This is a genomic window from Embleya sp. NPDC059237, assembly GCF_042754105.1.
Classification (GTDB): domain Bacteria; phylum Actinomycetota; class Actinomycetes; order Streptomycetales; family Streptomycetaceae; genus Embleya.
In genome coordinates, this window is sequence record NZ_JBHZAE010000014.1 from 219388 (window position 1) to 237610 (window position 18223).

Annotated in this window: 17 protein-coding genes; 4 read left to right on the plus strand and 13 right to left on the minus strand. The window is 69.8% G+C overall.

Annotated features, from left to right (window positions below; translation table 11 throughout):
- Positions 1 to 55 precede the first annotated feature (55 nt).
- The 13 genes from ACFXKZ_RS36275 to ACFXKZ_RS36335 form a co-directional block, all read right to left on the minus strand.
- On the minus strand, positions 56 to 742 hold the full coding sequence (locus tag ACFXKZ_RS36275; RefSeq protein ID WP_380006626.1) for a hypothetical protein: 687 nt from the start codon (positions 740 to 742) through the stop codon (positions 56 to 58).
- An 83-nt stretch (positions 743 to 825) separates the two neighbouring features.
- Positions 826 to 1548, minus strand: a complete 723-nt coding sequence (locus tag ACFXKZ_RS36280) for an alpha/beta fold hydrolase (protein WP_380006628.1) — start codon at positions 1546 to 1548, stop codon at positions 826 to 828.
- Between the two features lie 67 nt (positions 1549 to 1615).
- The gene (locus ACFXKZ_RS36285; RefSeq protein ID WP_380006631.1) at positions 1616 to 2605 is read right to left on the minus strand and encodes an alpha/beta hydrolase; all 990 of its coding nucleotides are present in this window, start codon (positions 2603 to 2605) and stop codon (positions 1616 to 1618) included.
- 171 nt (positions 2606 to 2776) lie between these two features.
- Positions 2777 to 5521, minus strand: coding sequence for an AAA family ATPase (locus tag ACFXKZ_RS36290; RefSeq protein WP_380006634.1), 2745 nt, complete (start codon positions 5519 to 5521; stop codon positions 2777 to 2779).
- Between the two features lie 225 nt (positions 5522 to 5746).
- Entirely contained in the window at positions 5747 to 6712 is a 966-nt protein-coding gene (locus ACFXKZ_RS36295) for a helix-turn-helix domain-containing protein (protein WP_380006637.1), read from the minus strand.
- A gap of 153 nt (positions 6713 to 6865) precedes the next feature.
- Positions 6866 to 7759 (minus strand): helix-turn-helix domain-containing protein, encoded by an 894-nt coding sequence (locus tag ACFXKZ_RS36300; protein ID WP_380006640.1) that lies wholly within the window; start codon positions 7757 to 7759, stop codon positions 6866 to 6868.
- A 15-nt stretch (positions 7760 to 7774) separates the two neighbouring features.
- Positions 7775 to 8629, minus strand: a complete 855-nt coding sequence (locus ACFXKZ_RS36305) for a helix-turn-helix domain-containing protein (RefSeq protein ID WP_380006643.1) — start codon at positions 8627 to 8629, stop codon at positions 7775 to 7777.
- Between the two features lie 188 nt (positions 8630 to 8817).
- Entirely contained in the window at positions 8818 to 9810 is a 993-nt protein-coding gene (locus ACFXKZ_RS36310) for an alpha/beta hydrolase (RefSeq protein ID WP_380006646.1), read from the minus strand.
- Positions 9811 to 10024: 214 nt separating this feature from the next.
- A complete protein-coding gene (locus ACFXKZ_RS36315) occupies positions 10025 to 10231 on the minus strand; it encodes a hypothetical protein (RefSeq protein WP_380006649.1) in 207 nt (68 codons plus the stop codon).
- Positions 10232 to 10293: 62 nt separating this feature from the next.
- Entirely contained in the window at positions 10294 to 10683 is a 390-nt protein-coding gene (locus ACFXKZ_RS36320) for a hypothetical protein (RefSeq protein WP_380006652.1), read from the minus strand.
- Between the two features lie 245 nt (positions 10684 to 10928).
- Positions 10929 to 11945, minus strand: coding sequence for an SMP-30/gluconolactonase/LRE family protein (locus ACFXKZ_RS36325; protein ID WP_380006655.1), 1017 nt, complete (start codon positions 11943 to 11945; stop codon positions 10929 to 10931).
- Positions 11946 to 12165: 220 nt separating this feature from the next.
- A complete protein-coding gene (locus tag ACFXKZ_RS36330) occupies positions 12166 to 13230 on the minus strand; it encodes a sensor histidine kinase (protein WP_380006876.1) in 1065 nt (354 codons plus the stop codon).
- Between the two features lie 127 nt (positions 13231 to 13357).
- Positions 13358 to 14053: a response regulator transcription factor gene (locus tag ACFXKZ_RS36335; RefSeq protein ID WP_380006658.1), complete on the minus strand. Its 696-nt coding sequence runs from the start codon at positions 14051 to 14053 to the stop codon at positions 13358 to 13360.
- A 157-nt stretch (positions 14054 to 14210) separates the two neighbouring features.
- Here ACFXKZ_RS36335 and ACFXKZ_RS36340 point away from each other — a divergent pair, with 157 nt between their 5' ends.
- The 4 genes from ACFXKZ_RS36340 to vanX all read left to right on the plus strand — a co-directional run bounded on the left by ACFXKZ_RS36340 (position 14211) and on the right by vanX (position 18186).
- Positions 14211 to 15365 (plus strand): lipid II:glycine glycyltransferase FemX, encoded by a 1155-nt coding sequence (locus tag ACFXKZ_RS36340; RefSeq protein ID WP_380006661.1) that lies wholly within the window; start codon positions 14211 to 14213, stop codon positions 15363 to 15365.
- A gap of 124 nt (positions 15366 to 15489) precedes the next feature.
- On the plus strand, positions 15490 to 16548 hold the full coding sequence (locus ACFXKZ_RS36345) for a D-isomer specific 2-hydroxyacid dehydrogenase family protein (protein WP_380006664.1): 1059 nt from the start codon (positions 15490 to 15492) through the stop codon (positions 16546 to 16548).
- On the plus strand, positions 16541 to 17581 hold the full coding sequence (gene vanA / locus ACFXKZ_RS36350; protein ID WP_380006667.1) for a D-alanine--(R)-lactate ligase: 1041 nt from the start codon (positions 16541 to 16543) through the stop codon (positions 17579 to 17581). Before ACFXKZ_RS36345 ends, vanA begins: the two co-directional genes overlap by 8 nt.
- Positions 17578 to 18186, plus strand: coding sequence for a D-Ala-D-Ala dipeptidase VanX (vanX, locus tag ACFXKZ_RS36355; protein WP_380006670.1), 609 nt, complete (start codon positions 17578 to 17580; stop codon positions 18184 to 18186). The genes vanA and vanX overlap by 4 nt, the downstream gene beginning before the upstream one ends.
- Positions 18187 to 18223: the final 37 nt, after the last annotated feature.

Sequence of the window (18223 nt, forward strand, 5' to 3'; positions counted from 1 at the left end):
CGGTTACCGAGCGGGGTCCCGGACCGGAGTCGTCCGGCCCGGGACGACACGGTCGTCAGTGCTCGCCGCTCCTGGTGAGGGGGAGGCCGGCGAGGATACGTTCGCGGAGGAGGGCACCGCGGACGCCGATGTCGGCGAAGTCGTCGGGTTCCGGTGTACCGGTGACGAGGAGTTCGGGGACCAGGAGGTCGGCGAGCGGGGCGTCGGGGGTCGGGTCGACGAGGCCGCCGATGTCCTCGGCGGCGAGGTCCAGGTAGGCGGGGGCGAGGGTCCTGCCGTACAGGGTGCCGCCGATCAGATCGGGGCAGAACTCGTTGCGGAAGATCGACACGGTCGCGCGCAGGTCGCCATGGATCATCACGAGTTTGTCGGTCATGTCGCCGAGGACAGAGTCGGCGGTCACGTCGCCGAGGACTATCAGTTTCGTGTCGCCCGCCAGGTAGATGTCCCGGGCCCGCAGATTCCCCAGGACGATCAGTGCCGCGTCGCCGGCGTCGATGTCGACTATGGCACCGTCGACGGTCAGGTCGCCGTCGATGATGTAACCGGTCGCGGCGTCGGGCGCACCCTTTGCCCACGGCGTGCGTTCGTGTTCGTCCAGGGGAAGCTCCCCGGTCACCGTGGCGGGGCCCGAGACGAGGATGTACTCCTCCTCGTGCAGGTTCTCGTACGTGCTCTTCGGCAGCCCTCGGCGCTCGAACAGGGCCACGGCGTCGTCCCATTGCAGGTATTCGCATCGCATGCGCCGAACCGTAGTGCCCGATTCCGACAGCCGCGCGGGGGTGCTCACCATGTGACGAGTGCCCCCGCGCGGTCGTCGCCTCGTCAGCCGGCCGCGCGTACCGCGTCGCGGATCAGCTCGGCGACCTCCTTGGGCCGGGACACGGCCACGGCGTGCGAGGCGCCCTCGATCTCGACGATCGTCGCCCCGGCCCGCTCGGCTCCGAAGCGCTCGACCTCGGGGTTGATCGCCTGGTCCGCGCCGGCCACGAGCGCCCAGGAAGGCTTGGTCTTCCACGCTGCGGCCGAGGCCGTCTCCGTGAATGCCGAGGTGGCCAGCGGACGCTGCGCCACCGCGAGGACCCTGGTGGCGGCGGCCGGGACGTCGGCGGCGAAGATGTCCGGGAACGCCTCGGCCTTGATGGTGACTTCGACGGCGGGCTCCGCCCCGTCCGTGGGGTACGTCGCCTCCTTCAGGTTCTCGACGAGCGGCGACAGGGGGAAGCGACCCTGCAACTCGCCCAGGCTCTCGCCCTCTTCGGTGACGTAGGCCGCTACGTACACCAGCCCGACGACGTTGTCCGCAACGCCGGCCACGGAGATGATCGCACCGCCGTAGGAGTGGCCGACGAGCACCACCGGACCGTCGACCTGGGCAACCACGGACGCGATGTACGCGGCGTCCGACGCCAGGCCGCGCAGCGGGTTCGGGGGCGCGAGTACGGGGATGCCGTGGTTCTGCAGTTCCGCGATGACCCCGGTCCAACTGGCGGCGTCCGCGAAGGCCCCATGCACGAGCACGGCTGTGGGGGTGGGATTCGTGGTCATGTTCGGGTTGTTCTCCCTGTTGTCGGGGGTTGGCGGAGGGTGTCGGAGGTCGACGTCGAGCGCGGTGTCAGCCGCTGTGCAGCGCGGTGAGCAGGGTGCCGGCGGCCAGCGTGATGGCGGCCTGGGCGGCGTGCGTCTCGCGGAGGGCGTTGAGCATGACGAAGTCGTGGATGATGCCCTGGAAGCGGACGGCGGTGACGGGGACGCCGGCTTCGCGCAGCTTGTTCGCGTACGCCTCGCCCTCGTCGCGCAGCACGTCGGCCTCGCCGGTGATGACCAGGGCCGGCGGCAGGCCGGTGAGCTGGTCGACGGTCGCCCGCAGCGGGGACGCGGTGATCTGCGCGCGCTGCGCGGGATCGGTCGTGTACTGGTCCCAGAACCACTGCATGCCGTCGCGGCGCAGGAAGTAGCCCTCGGCGAACTGGTGATACGACGGGGTGTCGAAGTTCGCGTCGGTGACCGGGTAGAACAGCACCTGCTGCACGAGCGGGACGTCGCCGCGTTCCTTGGCCATCAGGGTCAGCGCGGCGGTCATGTTGCCGCCGACGGAGTCGCCGGCGACGGCCAGTCGCGAGCCGTCCAGGTCCTTGGCCGCGCCCTGCCGCACGATCCACTGCGCGACCGCGTAGTTCTGCTCGATGGCGACCGGGTAGCGGGCCTCGGGGGAGAGGTCGTATTCGGGGAAGACCACGGCGGCGTTCGCGCCGACGGCGAGTTCGCGCACCAGGCGGTCGTGGGTGTGGGCGTTGCCGAACACCCAGCCCGCGCCGTGGATGTAGAGGATCACCGGCAGAATCCCCTGCACGCCGGCGGGGCGCACGATGCGGGCGCGGACGCTGCCCGTCGGGCCGCCGGAGACGGTGATCCATTCCTCGTCGATCCGCGGCTTGTCGATCTCGCCGGACTGCACCTCGTCGACGGTCTTTCGCCCCTCGGCGGGCGGCAGGTCGAACAGGTAGGGCGGATTGGTGGTCGCTTCGGCGAACGCGGCGGCGGCCGGCTCCAGCACCGGCCGTACCGGCTGTACCGGTTGCACCGGCTCCACAACGTCGGACATGCGAATCTCCTGAGTTCCATGTGAGGTTCCGACCCCTCCGGACCAGACACGGAGATCTGCGGGGCCGTCGATCCTCACGCTAGAACCGCGAAGACGCCGGAGATTGACCGTCCGTGCACCGGGTTTGACCTCACAACGCATGCAAACGGCGGGCGGTGGTGCGCCGGTGCTTCAGGCGTCGCTTCCCAGCGCCCGGCCGATGGCCGCCCGGGAGGTGATCCCGAGCTTGGGGAAAATCCGGTACAGGTGAGCCGAGACCGTGCGCGGCGAGAGTTGCAGCCGCTGTCCGATGTCCTTGTTGGACAACCCTTGCGCAGCGAGTCGTGCGATGCGCAGTTCCTGCGCGCTCAATGGGTTGTTCGGGTCCCGGACCGCGCCGACCGGGTCGCCGGCGGCGCGCAGTTCCTGTTCGGCCAGTCCCCGCCACGAGTCGGCGCGGAGCCGACGGAACGTGTGATGGGCCTCGCGCAGCACGTCCCGGGCCTCGGCGCGATGCCGACGACGCAGCCACGAGCCGTGCGCGAGCCGCAGACGCGCCATGTCGAATACCCACTGCGCGGCGCCGGGCACCGCATACGCGTCCCGAAAGCGCGCGTCCGCGACCTCTTCCGGCGCGGTCGACGCGGCGGCCGCGGCGAGCAGGAAGGCATGGTGGTCGGAGATCTTCTCCATCCGGGCGGCCTCGCCGGCCGCCAGGTGCGCACGCGCCTCCGCGAGCCGGCCGGTGCGTACCGCCGCCTCGACGAAGTCGAAGAAGACGAGATGGAACCACGGCATGCCGCGCGGCAGCACACCCGGCTCGGTGAGTTCGGTCAGATGCGCATACGCCTCCTCGTACCGGCCGTGACCCAACGCGGCCAGACCGCGGAGCCGGGTGAGGTTGTCCAGGACGAAGCGCATCCGCGCGGTCGCCGCGACGGGACGGATCCACCGGTCGACCTCGCGCAGCTCCGCCTCGGCGCCTCGACCCGCGAGGAAATGCGCGTAGTAGAAGCGGAACAACAAGGCGTTGTTGCGATAGCCGACGTCGTCGGCGGCCTCCGCCTCCCGCAGGCACAGCACGGCCGTGTCCCAGTTTCCGCGCAGGAAGTCCTGATAGCGCTCGGCCTTCGCGAGCGAGCCCTGGGTGGCGTAGCCGTGCCGACCGGTGAACCGACGCCGCAGGTCCGCGTCGGCGGCATCGACCGCCGACGCCGTCCACAGGGCGAGCCAGCCGTCCCCCGCCGCCTGCTCGTCGTTCATGTCCGTCAGCAGCTTCCGCAGTTCCTCGGCCACGCCGTGCGCGGTACGGGGCGGGTCCACCCACGCGCGGTAGCACAGCCGACCCAGGGGCGACACCATCGCGAGCCGGCGGTCGAGGGCGTCCCAGCCCCGCGGGTCGTTCGTGAGGGACGTGGCGAGCAGCAGCTTGAAATACACCTGCTCGGCCAGGCCCCCGAACGAGTCCGCGCCCGGTTGCGCCAACGCCCGCAGGACCTCGGGCAGCAGTGTGAACGACGACTCGAAGTCGATGCGGTGACTTTGATCGACGTACACCACCGCGTAGCCGAACAGCGGGGCGATGTCGGCGGGGACCGGTCCTTGCTTCAGCTCGTCGACGAGCTGCGCCGTGTGGCACAGTCGGCCTCCGCGCGCGGCCATGACGGCGGCCCACGTCAATCGTCGGGCCCGCCGGTCGGGAGCCAGGCTCAGTGCGGCGGCGCGGTCCAGGAGCAGCGCGCCTTCTGCGTCTCCACCTCGGCGCGCGAGCCGGCGACCGGCGTCTTCGAGGCGCGCGGCCAGGTCCTCGTCCGGGAGCAGTGCCGCGGCGGCCTCGTGCACCAGGCGCCGCGGATCGTCGGGCAGCAGGGTTTCGGCGATTGTCCGGTGTGCCGCACGCAGGTCGTGCCCCGGGGCGGCGGCGATCACCGCGCTGCGCACCAGCGGGTGGCGGAAGACCAGCGCCTTCGACGCGTCGAGTCGGGCCAGACCGCTCGCCTCGATGTGCGCGAGCGTGCGTTCCGCGTCGTCGCCCGAGACGGCGCGCAGCCATGCGCCGGTGTTGCCTGCCGCGGTGCCGCCGCACAGCGCGCTGAGCAGCAGAACACGGAGGGCATCGGGCGGCAGCGAGTTGATCCGGCCGGCGAACAGGCGTTCCAGGCGTCGGCCGAGGGGCAACATCTCGGGCATCGGAAGGAGCCCCTTGACGTGGCCCTCCTCGAGCTGGAGCGGCAGTTCGACCACGGCGAGCGGATTGCCGTCGGCGGCGTCCAGCACCCGGTTCGCCGCCGTGGCGACCATGGCCGGGTAGCGTCGCCGCAACAGCTCTCCCGCGTCCGCGTGGGCCAGCGTGCCCACCTCGACGGGGTCGGCCGGCCAACCGTCGTGCGCGTCGGCGTCCGCGTCCGCCTCGGGACGCACGGCGCCCACGATGAGCACCGGCAGGTCGGTGATGCGCCGACGCAGGAACGCGAACACCGTCGCGCTGGACGCGTCCACCCACTGCAGGTCGTCGAGCAGGAGGACGAGCGGGCCCGAACGAGCGGCGTCGGCGAGCATCCGCAGGGCTGCCGCGCCCACCGCGAAACCGCCGGGCGGCATGCCTTCGCGCAGTCCCAGCGCCCGGTACAGGGCGTCGGCGTGCTCCGGTACGTCGTCGCCGCCGTCGAGGAGAGGCCACAGGACCTGGTGCAGTGCCCCGAAGGCCAGTCCCTGTTCCGCCTCGGAACCGACGGCACGCAACACGGTGAAGCCGATCTGCCGGGCCTGGGTCTCCACCCACGCGAGCAGGGCGGTCTTGCCGATGCCGGCGTCTCCGCGCAGCAGGACCCCGGTGCCTCTCCGGTCGACCCGGACGTCGTGCAGACTCCGGGCGAGCAGCGCCTTCTCGCGCTCGCGACCCACGAGGTCGTGGGCGCTTCGCTCCCGGCCGTCCACTGCCCGTCTCCCTCTGGTCGTTTCGTGCTCTGGGGGCATCGGCAGCCGGCAGCCGGCATCCGGTTGGGACGGCACCGAAGCTCCGCACGAGCATCGGAGGATTCCCCAACCCCAACCGCTCCGTCGCCGGTCCACTGTAGTACCCCGCTCCACTGGAGTACCCCGCCGCACTGGATCGGCTCGACCCGACCTCGAGAACGTGTGCGTCCCGTCCGTGTCGCGGAGCTACCCCGTCGCGAGCGGCCGGGCGCGGCGCGTCCCGAACGGCGTGCCGTGCACGGCCGCGAACGCCTTCGTGAAGTGCGCCGTGTCGGCGAACCCCCAGCGACGCGCCACCTCGGTGAGTCGCGGGTGCATGGCGGCACGCCGGTCGAGCTCGCGGACGCACGCGTCGACACGCCGCTGCTGGATGATCCGGCCGAGCGCGGCCCCGTGCCCGTCGAAGAGTCGGTGCAGGTGGTCCACCGTGATGCGCTGCTGTGCCGCGATGGCTTCCGGGGACAGCCCGGGGTCGCCGAGGTGGGTGTCGATGTAGCCGAGGACCTGGTCGACGAGGTGTACCCGCGAGAGCGCGGCATCGGTTCGTGCGCCGTCGACCCGGCACCCCTCTTCGAGAACGGTCGCCAGCAGGTCCGCGGTGTGGCCGGCGAGACGCTCGCCGATCCCGGCGGAGACCTGGGCGCAGACGTCGGCGAGCCGTGCGACGAAGTCGACGAAGATCCCGCCGACACCGGATCCGGGCGCGAGCACCCGACCCGTCGCGTCTTCCAACGCTCCGCCGAGCCGGGCGACGACGTCGTGCGGCAACCGCACGAGGTTCATCGTGAAGTCGTCGAACTGGCGGACGGCGAAGGGACGGCGCATGTCGACGAGGGCGGCCTGACCGCCCCTGAGCACGGTGTCACGGCCGTCCTGCGCGATCGACGCGACGCCCTGACGTTGGAGGGCGACGGTCACCGCCCCGAGTGGGTGACGGTGCGTCATTCGGGTGCTGCGGCCGAACCCCAGGCCGCTCGACGCGACCGTGAGGACGCGTGCGTATCCGATCCGGGTGCCGGTGAATACGGCTCCGACCCGACGCCCGCGCGGAACCGTGACCCCGACCGGCCCGAGGGATCGGCGAAACGCGGCTTCGAGGCGCTCACGTGCGTCGCGTTCGTCGTCGAACGTGGCTTCCAGCAGGATGTCCACACCGCCTCCTCACCGGGCCGCGATCGTTCGGGGTGCGCCCGTCGCGTACGCACGGGCGCGTTGGATCTCGGGCACCAGGTTACGGTCGTACCTGCCGCGGGCCGGCGGCCGACGTGGCATTTCGCCGACCGGGACCCGGGCCCATGGCCGTCGTCAGGATTGTCGACGGGCGGGGAGCGCCGGATGCGGCCCCTGCCCCCGGTCGCGCCACTCCGTCGGAGAAACGCCGTACGTCGCGCGGAAGGCCCGGCTGAAGTGGGCCGGGCTGACGAAGCCCCAGCGTTGCGCGACCGCCGCCACGGTGGGGCTGGTGCGTCCGCGCCTGGCCAGCTCGCGAGCGCACTCCTCGAGACGGCGGCGCTGGATCAGCCTGCCCACGGTGGTGTCCTCGGACTCGAACACCCGGTGCAGGTAGCGCGGCGAGATGCGCTGCGCTCGCGCGACGCGTTCCGGCGTGAGGTCGGGATCGCCGAGGTTCGCGTCGATGTACTCCCGTATACGAAGCGTGAGTTCGCCCGACACCGAGGACGGCGCGGGCGTCGCCGACGGGGCCAGCTCGGTGATCAGGCTCGCCAGTAGCTCCGTGACGTTGCCCGCCACTCTTTCGCCCACCGCCGGTGCGAAGGGATCCGGCGAACACGCCAGCGAGGTCAGCACGGCCTTGACCACGGCGGAGACCCCGGTGCCCGGGACGATGGCCTGCGCGGTGACGGCACGCAGGTCACGGTCGGCGATGGCCACGGCCCGGCGAGGCACACGGAACGCGTGCACGCGCACGTGGCTCTCGGGTTCGAGGGTGAACGTCCTGTCCGTGTCGACGACGAAGAGTTCGCCCGGGTGCACGAGCGATCCGTGTCCGTCCTGGACCACCCGGGAGGTGCCGAGATCCTGGAGCCCGACGCCGAGGTACGGGTCGGCACGGTCCGCGAAGCGCGTGCGAACCGTGTGCGGTGCGCCCGGGTCCGCCTCGATCGTCGCGACCCGGAGGTAGCCGAGTCTGTTCGTGCGGACCACACGTGGCAACGACGCCTGATCGGTGATGCTCACCTGTCGCTCCCTACCTCAGCCCTGGTGCCCTGTGGTGCGCGACTCGCGCCAGTCCCGGGGCGAGACACCGAAGGCGGCGCGAAAGGCCCGGCTGAAATGCGCCGGGTTGGCGAAACCCCAGCGCTGGGCCACGGTGGCGACCTTCACGGAGTTCCGGCCGGTACGCCCGAGTTCCCGACGGCACTCGTGCAGACGACGCCGTTGGATCCAGCGGGCGAGGGTGACGCCTTCCCCCTCGAAGAGCTTGTGCAGATAGCGGACGGACACGTAGTGCGCCGCCGCGATGCTCTCGGGGCTCAGCTCCGGGTCGCCGAGGTGGCAGTTGACGTACCAGCGGATGTCGGCCATCAGCTCGTCGGCACGAGCCGGCCGCGGGTTCTCGGCGAGTTCCGCGATCAGCGTCGAGACGAGGTCCGCCACGTGATGGCTCATCCGGTCGAGCGGTACGACGTCGGACCCCGAGGTTCGGCACAGGGACACCACGGCCGACGAGACGAGGGCGGCGGTGCCACGCTCGGCGTCGAGGACACGCCCGGTCGCTCGCCGAATGGCCGGGTCCGGCTCGGTCAGCAGTGCCCGGGCGAACGCCACGAGTGCCAGTTCGCAGGCTCCGACGGAGGCGAACGTCGATGGGCACCGGCCGTCGACGACGAGGAGAGTGCCCGTCGAGACAACGTCGTCGCCGTCGTCGGTGGCCACGGCGAGCGATCCGGAGATCGGGATCGCGACCACGATCGTGTCCGCGTTCGCCTCACCCCCGAGATCGGGGAGTCCGTCCCCGTCGAGGAGGCATACCGTGCGGGCCCGCAGTCCTGGGTGGTTGGCCGACGGCCCGGATGTCGCCTCGGCCCGCGAGGGTTCCGTCACCATGACAGGCCGCATCGTCACTCCGCCCACGTCGCCGTCGTACGGCGCTGGACCGGCCGCTCGATGATCGTGACGCGGCGTCCACGGGTGGCGTTAGGTCAACTGACTCACGCGCGAGGTCGGGTCGACCGACCTACGCCCGATGTCGCGTCGACCGGCTCCCGAGCGGGCCGATTCCGTCGTCGGGTCGGTCAACCGCGCCAGGCGTGCAAGGCGACGTGCAGCGTGTCGACGACCTGGACGCGCGCCGCCCGGGAGGCATGGCTGTCGCGCAGCGCGTCGAGGGCGACGAAGGCGTGAATCGTCCCGTGATAGCGCAGCGAGACCACGGGGACACCGGCGGTTCGCAGCCTGGCGGCGTACGCTTCCCCCTCGTGGCGCAGGACGTCGGCCTCCGCGACCAGGATCAGTGCGGGAGGCAGGCCCGCCAGTTCGTCGACGCCGGCGCGCAGCGGCGACACGGTGCTCTCGTCGCGGAGCCCGGCATCGGGGACGTAGCCGTCCACGAACTCGGCATACCAGGACGTCGAGGCCGAGGCCGAGGCATCGGTGGTCGGGCAGATCAGCACCTGCTGGAGCAGCGGCGGACCGCCGTGGCGCCGGGTGGCCAGGGTCAGGCCGGCCACCAGGTTCGCCCCGGTGGACACGCCGACGGCGGCGACGCGACGCGGGTCGAGTCCCGCGTCCGCGCCGTGTTCGAAGAGCCACGAGGCGATCGTGTGGAGACGCTCCACCGCGGCGGGATGGCGCTTGCCGTGGGGGTGCGGCGGGTCGAGGACGACGACCGCGGCATCCGCGCCGAGCACGAGGTCGCGCTCGAACGCCCGCTGCGGGGGAGCGTGGGTCCGTGTCCGGGACGGGCCGGGTACATACAGGATCACCGGCAGTGGCTCGTCGGCATCGACGGGGCGCAGGACGCGGACGACCTGACGGTCGTCGTGCGCAACGGGCACCGTCAGCGTCGCCTCCTCAACGTCGGGGTCCGCGGCGTGGATGCCGGACGTGAGGCCGGCCGTGATGCCCGATGTCTTCGAGTACCGTCCCGGGAGGCCATCGTCGGGCCGCGCGGTCGAGCGCCCGCCGTCCTCCCCGGTCGAGGCCACGCGCCGGTGCTCGTCCACGAACGCGCGCACCAAGGGTTCGAGCACGACCGGTTCCCGTCCGGGGTGGGGTTCGTGGTCCACGGAGACTCCTGCTTCGGCATGCCCTCGGCCTCTCGACCGACGGGCGCGGCTTCCGATCCCCACCTTACGGAGCGGACCCGATGCGGAGGCCGCCCCTCCGGGGGAACACGTGCCGCTCCGTGCACAGATTGCTCCACCGACCACAGGCGGGCCCCGACGAGCGCCGCCCGCAAACCCACGGTGGGCCGCGACCGGCGCCCGGGGCGCGGGACGGTTACTCGGCCATGCACGCCTTCCACTGACCGCGGGCGAAGGCCTCGCCGCCGGACCAGTAGTTGTTGTTCCAGTCGATGGTGCAGCGCTCGAACTTGGAGTGCGCGTAGGGCGGGTTCGCGTGTGCCGCGGAGCCGGCGGTCAGTACGAGCGCCGGGGCCAGGACGGCCGCGCCGGCGATCGCGGTGGCGATGCGACGGATCTTCATGGGATCAACTCGCTTTTCCGGTAGAAGAATTGGTGCGGCGGTGCGGCGGTGCGGTGGTGCGGCTACGGTCGGACCTGGGTGAGCAGGCTCGGGTCGATGATGATCGGTTTGTCGGGACGGAGATCACCGGGACGGACGAGGTACGTCTGGCGCTTTGCATCGCAGGCCGAGTAGCTCCGCTCGGCGTGCAGCATGGAGTCGATGTGGCTGTGGCCGGTGGTGATCCAGGAGTAGTAGGCGGTGGTGTACACGACATCGCACCGGTAGGCGGCGGCGACGTCGGGGTCGGTGCCGGCCGGAGCCTCGACGGCGGCGGAGGCCGACGCGGCGCCCACGCCCAGCGTGCCGAGGGAGAGTGCGCCGATCGCGACCAGGCGAACCAGTCCGGCGCGACCCCTGGATCCGGGCGCCGGCCCGGTTCGTTCGCGGAGAATCGTTACGCTGCGTCTCATCTGCGTGTTCGTCCCATCTCGTGCGGAGTGCGAGTGATGCCGCGTCCCGAGGGATCGGGACGTGCTTGGACGGCGCGATCCACCGCACCGGTGCGGGTGGCCGACCACCGACTGCACCCGGTTCGGAACGCGCTGTCGTTATCCTCGCCGTTGCGCTCGGGCAGCGAAATCCCACGGATCTGGGAGGTTTCCGGGACTCGCAGATAACGCCCGGCCGCCGCTTCGTCCTGTCCTCCGGTGACTTTTCACTCGGCCGGGGGTGTGCGCGCCAGGACGACGATGTCGTCCTCGTGCAGGCCGGCTGCGACCAGTGTTCCGTCGTATTCGGCGACGCCGGTCACGAAGGCGTACGAACCGTCGTCCGTGCGCAGGTCGTGGACGAGGCGGCCGTCGAGGTCGAACGCCATCACCCAGGCGATGGGAGCGGCCTCGGGGCGGATCGCCTCGGGGAGGTTCCACACCAGCAGCCGAAGGAAGCCCGGCAGCGGCAACAACCGGTCCAGCAGCGCGTTTCGGGGCGCCACGATCGACACCCACACCAATCCGTCCCGGCCCAGGCTCATGTTGTCGGGCAGGCCGGGGAGGTTGTCGACGAAGGGCTCCATGCCGCCGGCGTTCGGTCCGGTGAGTCGGTAGCGGCTCACCCGGTACCCGCTGGTCTCGGCCACGAGGAGGTGGGAGGCATCCGGCGCGAGGACGAGGCCGTTGGCGAACTTGAGGTCGTTGCGGAGCACGGTGACGGTGCCGTCGCGGTCGCGGCGGACGAGCAGGCCGGTGCAGGAGTGCTCCAGGAAGTCGCCGAGGTGGTGTTCCAGGTCCCAGCGGCGCGTGGACACCGTGAACCAGACGGTCCCGTCCGGGCCTTCCACCACGTTGCTCGCGAAGGTGAGCGGCCGGTCCTCGACCGTGTCGACGAGCACTTCGACCGATCCGTCGGCGGACATGCGCAGCAGCCCGCGATCGTGGTCGCACACCAGGACGCCGCCGTCGGCGGAGGGTTCGAGGCCCAGCGGACGGCCTCCGGTGTTCCCGAGCACGGTGCGGGCGCCGGTGGCCGGGTCGATGCGCACGACGGTGCCGTCGTCGAGGCCGGCGAGCATTCGGCCCCGCTCGTCGAAGATCACGTCCTCGGGACCGTGGCCGCCGGTCGGGATGCGGCGGCCGACGACGAAGCGGCCGGTGACCTGTGTGCGTCCATGGTCGGCCGGGGCAGGGGGAGGGGTCCAGCGGCGGGGCGAGATGAGGCGGCGGGTCGCGGTCATGCTGGGCTCCCTGACGGGGCGTCGGCGATGTTCGAGGTCGTGGCGGTGGGTGACGGACTTGTCGTGGGTGGCGTTCAGATGAAGTCTGCCTCGGGCCGCGCCTACATTCGCCAACCCTGCTCGGCGACCCTGGCGGCAGCAACGCCGGCCAGTGCTCGGCCTACGCGGCCGATCAGAGCGACGCCATCCTCGCCCACGCGGCCGACCTCGGCGGGCCCGCTCACGGTGTCGCGCCCGCATGCCGTGCCCTCGGGACGGACACGCGCGTCGTGGTGGGCAGTTCGACGGTGATGCGCAGTCCGCCCCAGGGGCGTGGGGTGATGACGAGGGATCCGTCGTGTACCCGGACGATGCTCTTGACGATCGCCAGCCCCAGGCCGACGCCCGCGTGGTCGTTGCGGATGCGTTCGGTGCCGCGCTGGAACGGTTCGGTGAGGGTGGAGACCAGCTGTGCGGAAAGCACCTCGCCGCTGTTTTCGACCGTGAGCACCACTTTGTTCGGGCGCACGCAGGTCTCCACCCACACGACGCCCTGTTCGGGCAGGTTGTGCACGATGGCGTTGTGGACGAGGTTCGTCGTCATCTGGAGCAGGAGCGCCGGCGACCCGACGGTGGGGGTGATCTCGCCGGAGGCGTCGATGGTGACGCCGCGTTTCTCGGCGAGCGGGAGCAGTGTTTCGGCGGCTTCCTCCACCAGGAGCGACAGGTCGACGGGTTCGCGGGTGACGGAGCCCTGGTCGGTGCGGCTGAGCACGAGCAGCGCCTCGGTGAGTTCGATCGCCCGGGCATTGACGGCGTGCAGGCGGGCAACGAGTTCGCCGTGGTCGTGGATCGGATTGTTGCGGGCCACATCGAGAAGCGTTTGCGAGATCGCCAGTGGGGTGCGCAGTTCGTGCGACGCGTTGGCGGCGAATCTTCGTTGTTCGGCGACGTGTTCCTCGAGCCGGGCGAGCATCGCGTCGAAGGTGTCGGCGAGTTCGCGAAACTCGTCCTTGCGGCCGCGCAACCGGATCCGGTGGGAGAGCGACCCGTCGGCGGCCTTGCGCGTGGCGTCCGTGATGCGGGTGAGGGGGGCGAGCATGCGGCCGGCGAGAATCCATCCGCCCACCAGACCGAACACCAACAGGAAGCTCATGATCGTGGTCGCGACCGGCATGAAGGTGCGCAGAAACATCATGCGACCGTGCCGAGGGACCAGACCGTCGCTGTCCCTGATCGGCTTGTAGGGCACATACCGCCAGATGGACCACCACAGCACGATGAGCAGCAGGAAGCCGGCCAGCATGAGGAAGCCGGCGTAACTGAGGGTGAGTTTCAGGCGCGCGCTCAGTCCGGGAGCCCGCGCCGGCGGCTGCTCGGGTGTGCTGTGCACGGCCGGCGGAGGCGCCTTGCCCAGGGGCTGTACGGACGCCCTATGCACGGTCGTTGCCCTCGCGATCGTGCGCCGGTTGGGTGTCGATGCGATACCCGACGCCGGGTACGGTGAGGATGATCCAGGGTTCGCCGAGCCGTTTGCGCAGCGCCGAGACCGTGATGCGTACCGCGTTGGTGAACGGGTCGGCGTTCTCGTCCCACGCCCGCGCCAGGAGTTCCTCGGCGCTGACGACCCCGCCCTCGGCGGCGACGAGGACTTCGAGCACGGCGAACTGCTTCCTCGTCAGCGCCACATAGCGCCCGTCGCGGTAGACCTCCCGGCGAAAGGGGTCCAGCCGCACACCCGCGAGCTCGCGTACCGGGGGCCTGCTGTGTGCCCGTCTGCGGTCCAGGGCCCTGAGCCTGAGTACCAGTTCGCGCAGTTCGAACGGCTTCGTGAGGTAGTCGTCGGCGCCGAGTTCGAACCCGGTGACCTTGTCGTCGATGCGGTCGGCGGCGGTGAGCATGAGGATGGGCATGCCGCTGCCGGAGGCGACGATACGGGTGGCGATCTCGTCGCCCGAGGGTCCGGGGATGTCCCGGTCGAGGATGGCGATGTGGTAGCTGTTGATGCTCAGCAACTCCAAGGCGGTGTCGCCGTCTCCGGCGATGTCGGCCGCGATCGCCTCCAGGCGCAGGCCATCGCGGATGGCTTCGGCCATGTAGGGCTCGTCCTCGACGATCAGCACACGCATGCCCCGATGCTACGAGGCGCGGCATATCGTCGGTCTATCGAAAAGTGCATACGTATCGGCAACGGCACGCCGCCTTCACTGGCGCAATGTCCTACCACCGGCCGACACCGCCGTGTACCTCCCCTCCCCACCGGACCGGCGCGGGGGCGAGGCACCGATGAGCCGAACCGCACCCCGCCGCAACTCCCCGGCCGCGGGGACACGTTTGACCGTCGCGTCGATCGGCGCGAACGAGCATCTGGCGTTCGTGCGCGCACAGCGCTCGGTCAGCTTCCTTCAAACCCCGGCGTGGGGCCGCGTCAAGACCGAGTGGCGCAACGAATCGGTCGGCTGGTACGACGGCCCGCGGCTGGTCGGCGCCGGGCTCGTGTTGCACCGTCCGGTGCCGCGGCTGGAGCGGTACACGCTCGCCTATCTGCCCGAGGGGCCGACCATCGACTGGACCGGCGACATCGACGCCTGGCTCGACCCGCTGGCGGCCCACCTCAAGGCACGCGGGGCGTTCGCGATCCGGCTGTGCCCGCCGGTGCGCATGGACACCTGGAGCGCGGAACAGGTCAAGGAGGGCGCCGCCGATCCGGGCATCCGGCGGCTCACCGACATCCCCGGCCGCTCGCCCGACCCGGTCGGCGCCCATGTGAGCAGCCGGCTTCGGGACGCCGGATGGTTGCCGCAGAGCCCGGAGGACGGTTTCGGGCTCGGCCAGCCGCAGTTCAAGTACGAGATTCCGCTGGCCGGCAGGACCGAGGACGACCTGCTCGGGGGCATGAACCAGCTCTGGCGTCGCAACATCAGGAAGGCCGAGAAGGAGGGCGTCGAGGTCACGATCGACGCGGACCTGGCGGCGTTCCACGACCTCTACGTGCACACTGCCGAACGTGACCGCTTCATTCCGCGACCGCTGCGCTACTTCGAGAGCATGTTCGCGGCGATGAGCGCGGAGGATCCGGAGCGGATCAGGCTCTACGTGGCTCGGCACGAGGGCGATCCGGTCGCCGCGACCATCCTGGTCCGCGTCGGTGCGCACGCGTGGTACTCGTACGGCGCGTCCTCCACCGCCAAGCGCGAGGTGCGCGGCTCCAACGCGTGCCAGTGGTCGATGATCCGCGACTCGCTGGCGGCCGGCTGCGACGTCTACGACCTGCGCGGCATCACCCCCACCCTCGATGCCGACGATCCGCACGTGGGCCTGATCCGGTTCAAGGTCGGCACCGGCGGTCGGGCGGTGCGGTATGTCGGCGAGTGGGACCTGCCCCTGCGACCGATGGTCTACCGGGCCTTCGATCTGTACATGAGGCGTCGCGGGCGATGACGCCGCGTTCGCGCCGAACCACGCGGGTTTTCCGTGCGCACGATAATACCTGTGGGTAACGTAGCGTCGGCATATCGAAAAGCGCGTACGTTCCGACAACGCCATGCCGCCTTTACTGGGTGTCATGAGTTATCGCGATCCGATACGAACCGAGGCCCGCCGCACCGGATCTGCGGCGTCCTCGTCCTCCGCTTCCTCTGCTTCCTCTTCGGATGTTCGAACCACGGGAATCACGATCTATGGATGTGAGCGGGACGAGGCCGCTCTGTTCCGAGAAATGTCACCCCGATTCGACGTAGTGCCGACCATTACCGCCGCAGCGCCCGCCGAGGCCAATATCGAACTGGCGTCGGGGAACCGCTGTATCAGCGTGGGCCACAAGACGCGCATCGCCGATGCCACCCTCCTCGCGCTCAGCCGGGTCGGCGTGGCGTATATCTCCACACGAAGCATCGGATACAACCATATCGATGTGAAATACGCGGAGAGCGTCGGAATCTCCGTCGGTAATGTCGTCTATTCCCCGGACAGTGTGGCCGACTACACGCTGATGCTCATGCTGATGGCACTGCGAAATGCCAGATCCATCATCCGCCGTGCGGACGCGCACGACTACTCACTCAACGATGTGCGCGGGAAAGAGTTGCGTGACCTGACCGTCGGGGTGGTGGGAACGGGGCGCATCGGTGCGGCCGTCGTGGACAGACTGCGGGGCTTCGGCTGCCGGATAGTGGCCCACGACACCACCCCCAAGGTCGCGGCGGATTACGTCGACCTCGACGAACTGCTGCGCGTGAGCGACATCGTGACGCTGCATACACCGCTCACCGCGGACACCCACCACCTCATCGACGGCCGACGCATCGGGCACATGAAGAACGGTGCCTTCATCGTCAACACCGGGCGCGGTGCACTGATCGAAACCGAGGCCCTGATCGCGGCGCTGGAACGCGGCGAATTGGGTGGCGCGGCGCTGGACGTCCTCGAAGGAGAGGAAGGAATCTTCTACGCCGACCGCCGGGACAAGCCCGTCGAAAGCAAGTCGTTGCTGCGGCTGCACCAACTTCCGAACGCCCTGGTCAGCCCGCACACCGCCTATTACACGGATCACGCCCTCCGGGACACGGTCGAAAACTCCATCGTCAACTGCCTGAAGTTCGAGAACGGGGATCAGCGTGGCTGAGACAAGAATCGGGATCATATTCGGGGGCAGCTCCGAAGAGCACCCCATCTCCGTCAAATCGGCGCAGCTGGTCGCGCAGAACCTCGACCCGGAAAAGTATCTGCCCTTCTGGGTCGGGATCACGAAGGGCGGAGCCTGGAAGCTGTGTGACGGCCCCGACGCGGACTGGGAAGGCGGCAATTGCCGTCCGGTCGTACTGGCACCGGACCCGAGCGTGCAGGGACTGCTCCTTCTGGAGTCGGGTCGCTACGAGACGATCCGCCTGGATGTGGTGTTGCCGGTGCTGCACGGAAAGCACGGTGAAGACGGCGCGCCGCAGGGTCTGCTCGAACTCTCCGGAATACCCTATGTGGGCTGCGACATCCAAAGCTCCGCGCTGTGCATGGACAAATCCCTTGCCTACGCCATCGCGGCAGGCGCGGGGATCGACACGCCGAATTTCATCGCCGTCACGGCGCACGAGAAGGTCGACGCCGACGGGATTTTCTATCCCGCGTTCGTGAAGCCGGCCCGTTCCGGATCGTCGTTCGGGGTCGGCAAGGTATCCCGGCCGGAAGAACTGGCCGATGCGATCGCCGAGGCACGTCGATACGACTCGAAGATCCTGATCGAAGAGGCCGTCGTCGGCAGCGAGGTCGGCTGCGCGATATTGGGCAACGATCCGGAATTGATCACGGGCGAAGTGGATCGTATCGCGCTGTCGCACGGATTCTTCAAGATCCACCAGGAGGCGGCGCCCGAAAGAGGCTCCGACAATTCGACACCGATCGTGCCCGCCGACATCCCGGCGGAGTCGCGCGCTCGTGTCCAGGAAACGGCCAAGGCCATCTATCGTGCCCTCGGTTGCCGGGGGCTGGCCCGCGTGGACATGTTCCTCACGCCGGCCGGAAACGTGGTCCTCAACGAGGTCAACACCCTTCCCGGGCTCACCTCGTACAGCCGTTATCCGCGCATGATGGCAGCCGCCGGATTCCCGTTGTCCGAAGTGATCGATCGGCTGGTGTCGTTGGCGATCGAAGGAAAGAATCGATGAACGACGACTTCGCCTTCGTCGACGAGCTGATCCCCGGGGTGCGGTGGGACGCCAAGTACGCCACCTGGGACAACTTCATCGGCAAGCCGGTGGACGGGTATTCGGCCAATCGCATCGTCGGTACGAGGGCCTTGTGCGCGGCCCTGAAAAGGGCGCGGGAAGAGGCCGCATCGGTCGGGTTCGACCTGCTTCTGTGGGACGGATACCGCCCCCAGCGCGCGGTCGACCGATTCCTGAGCTGGTCGACCCGGGCGGAGGACGGTCGGACGAAGCCACGACACTATCCGAATATCGACAGAGCCGAGATGTTCGAAAAGGGGTATGTGGCCGCCAAGTCGGGCCACAGCCGCGGCAGTACCGTCGACCTGACGCTCTACCACCTGGATACCGGCGACCTGGCTCCGATGGGCGGCCACCACGACCTGATGGACCCGATCTCGCACCACGGAGCACGGGGTATTACGGAGGTCGAAACGACCAATCGACAATATCTCCGCTCCATCATGGAGGCCGCCGGGTTCAGCGCGTACGACTGCGAATGGTGGCACTACACGCTGAAGGATGAGCCCTACCCGGACACCTATTTCGATTTCCCGATCGCATAGTCGGGAAGCCCCGACAGCCACGCCGATCCTCGGCGGC